Origin of the sequence: Eikenella halliae (assembly GCF_001648475.1) — a bacterium.
Classification (GTDB): domain Bacteria; phylum Pseudomonadota; class Gammaproteobacteria; order Burkholderiales; family Neisseriaceae; genus Eikenella; species Eikenella halliae.
The window spans coordinates 1-3,043 of record NZ_LXSQ01000015.1; the positions used below are offsets into that span (position 1 = coordinate 1).

At 49.5% G+C, this 3,043-nt stretch carries 4 protein-coding genes; 3 read left to right on the forward strand and 1 reads right to left on the reverse strand.

Annotated elements, in window-relative coordinates; all coding sequences use genetic code 11:
- The first annotated feature begins 486 nt into the window (after positions 1 to 486).
- The 3 genes from A7Q00_RS06165 (at position 487) to A7Q00_RS06175 (ending at position 2,783) form a co-directional block, all read left to right on the forward strand.
- Complete coding sequence (locus tag A7Q00_RS06165; protein ID WP_064089733.1) at positions 487 to 1,314, forward strand: beta-keto acid cleavage family enzyme; 828 nt, start codon at positions 487 to 489, stop codon at positions 1,312 to 1,314.
- 60 nt (positions 1,315 to 1,374) lie between these two features.
- Positions 1,375 to 2,055, forward strand: coding sequence for a hypothetical protein (locus A7Q00_RS06170; RefSeq protein WP_064089734.1), 681 nt, complete (start codon positions 1,375 to 1,377; stop codon positions 2,053 to 2,055).
- Between the two features lie 491 nt (positions 2,056 to 2,546).
- Complete coding sequence (locus A7Q00_RS06175; RefSeq protein WP_245637540.1) at positions 2,547 to 2,783, forward strand: hypothetical protein; 237 nt, start codon at positions 2,547 to 2,549, stop codon at positions 2,781 to 2,783.
- Between the two features lie 12 nt (positions 2,784 to 2,795).
- Here A7Q00_RS06175 and A7Q00_RS06180 read toward each other — a convergent pair.
- The coding region (locus A7Q00_RS06180; protein WP_179946206.1) for a transposase at positions 2,796 to 3,043 on the reverse strand (248 nt) is incomplete at its 5' end.

Consider the following 3,043-nt stretch of genomic DNA (forward strand, 5'->3'; position numbering starts at 1 on the left):
TGCGGTTTGGCTGATGTTTTTGCATTGTTCGTAATAGTTTAAAGCTTTGTTCCTTAAGTCCGCAGAGTATGCCATGGTTAGACCTTCAAAGTTGAATATTGTACTATTTTGTTTTTAATTTACTATACAAACAATACAGAGAAGGCTCAGACCGTAGGAAACAACGTGTTTTGGCTATAGAGAATTGAATGCGCAATAAGTACTGTCATCTTGCTTATGCGACCGATGCAGCATCGACTTGCTCTAAGGCAAATTTGATTACCACAGGCCAAACAAGCTTTGCCCGATCATCGGTTTCACTTTTTCAGGTAGCCTACAAACCTTTCTCTCTTAATGTCGCCAATGGGTTGGCACTTATCTAAAAAATACATAATCAGGCGCATAAATAGCATTTCAGTTTCTTTGGGCACTGGTGTTTAATGCCTCACAGCATCGTTGCGGAGTCATCTGCAATCTCCTTTAATTCTAGCTGAAGAGGTACCGACCATGAGCGATAAAGTTATTCTCACCGTAGCCACTACTGGCGCAGTAACGCCCAAAGAATTGAATCCGAATGTGCCGATTACACCAAAAGAAATTGCCGAAGATGCATACAAATGCTGGAAGGCAGGCGCATCTGTGGTGCACCTACATATGCGTGACGACCAAGGCTTGGGCACGATGGACAAGCATAAATTCAAAGAAACCATCGACCGCATCCGCGACACCTGCGACATCGTTATCAACGTAACCACTGCCGGCGACCACCGCGCCACCTACGAACAGCGCATGGAACACCTGGCCTATGTACAGCCTGAAATCGCCTCGTTTGATGCCGGCTCGTTCAACTGGCTTCCCGGCGGGGTGTTTGAAAACAGTCCCGAATTTTTGTCCAAACTCGGCCAAACCATGCAGGAGTTGGAGATCAAAACCGAAATCGAGATTTTCGACAGCGGCATGATCCACGCCTGTGTGAAATACTTCCAAACCAAAGGTTTCCTCGCTTCACCACTGCACTTCCAACTGGTGCTGGGCGTGCTGGGCGCGGCTTCCGCACGGGTGGAAGACTTGGTTTACCTGCGCAGCCTGCTGCCTAAAGACGCCACTTGGGGCGCATTCGGCATCGGCCGCGACCATTTGCCGGTTCTGCTGACCACCTTAGCCATGGGCGGCCATGTGCGTGTTGGTTTGGAAGACAATGTGTACTACTCCAAAGGTGTGCTCGCCACCAATCTCTCTCTCACCGAACGTGCCATCCGCATCATCAACGAAGCCGATAAAGCAGTGGCCACGCCAGATGAAGCCCGCGCCATTCTGGGCTTGAAAAAACGCTAATACCAAAGTTTCAGGTAGCCTCAAGCAGGCTACCTGAAAATAAAATCTGAGGAGCAGAACATGAATACGCAGTTCAAGCTTTCCCTATTGGCTGTGCTCTTACTGCCTTTCGGCACAGCACACGCCCAAGAAGGTGTCAGCCCCATGCAGCCCGGCGCGACCACCGGCTCGCACACAGGCGCGCTGCCGCCTCCCGGTCTGTATTTTGGCTACGACGTAGACTACGAATGGGGCAAGTTGCGTAACGGTAGTGGCGACAAAGCCGGCATCGACCTTGAAACCGGCAACACCAGCATGGTGGCCTCGCTGATTTGGTCAACACCATACAAAGTGTTAGGCGGGAATTACGCCATCCCCATTCTGGCTAAACGGTTAAAGCTCAGCTCTGCCTCACTGTTTGCCATTTCCGGTACCACCTGGTTTCTCGTGCCCACCGGATTCTACCTCGCTCCCGATTTATGGCTGCTGTGGGACGTGATGGGCGGCATCGGCTGCGGTGGTGCATATGTCGCGGTTTTCACGGCTATCCTGGCTCTAGCTGATACATTAAACGAAAATCGCCGCATTTCCTCCGTGGTGCAGTGCTCCGGCTATATCATCGCCTCTTTTGCACCGCTAGTAGTGGGCGGGCTATATGAATTTTCCGATACCTGGTTACCCTCCTTTACCCTAATGGGCGCAGCTACGGCAGTGTTTATGGGCAGCGGTATTGCAGCAGATTTGTTGTTTCGCAAGAGATAATGCTGCATAAGGCTGGTTAATTTCAGCTTCACAATATTTCCATATTTTCCAGCAGAGTTACGGCGCGGAGGAGATTGCCGATGTGCTGGACAAGCTGGCTTTTGCCTACCATTTTTACGGGCACACAGGCGAGGCATACCAGCAGAACTTGGCGGTATTGCTGAATGTGTTGCAGATAAAATTCTAGGCTGTCTGATGTGTTCAGACAGCCTAGAATAACATCCCTGCTATTGCTGACTTAGTACTGTGGCAGAGTTTCTAAGACTGGATCGCACCCAAGATTTGCTGGCGCATATTCCGACGCTGTTCGTCTCGCTCCACAATCATGGCGAACAAACACCGTCCTTCGCTCATCTGTGCTCAATGCTTGCTAATCAAGCATTTCTCTTTGCTATCGTCATTGGTCTTATAGGCCTCGCCTTTGTATTCTAGTACTAAAATCCGTCCATCTTGCAGCTCGCAGATGAAGTCAGGGAAAAAGCGGTTGGCGTGTGAAATGGTGTGATGAAGCAGGTTTGGCGATATTTAAGAAATGGCAGAACCGGTATCAGAAGAAAGGAATCAGCAGCCGTATTGCCTACGACAGTCGCGATATCTTTATGCGCACGGATTTTCCGAAATCTGTCGATTTATCCTTCGAGCTGCACCAAAATATTCGTCAAGCCGAGTTTACCCGAATGCTGGATAGGGCACGAAATATGTCAGGCGGTGAATTGAAAGGGGGCTGACGTAGATTAGCCCTAAATTCCACACCAATCCCGCAGGATTTTAAGCTGTTGAGACGGTGTGCCGAAGTTAAATCGAAACTCACATTCTTTCAAGAACAGTGGGAAAGATTTGCGGTCGATTCCGTTGTATTTGCGCAAGACGCGTTTTGCCTGATTCCAAAAATTCTCAATGCCGTTGATATGGTTCTGGCGGTCTGCAAATTCCTTGGAATGGTTGATGCGGTGATGGATAAAACCGCTCACGTCCAACTTGTCGTAGC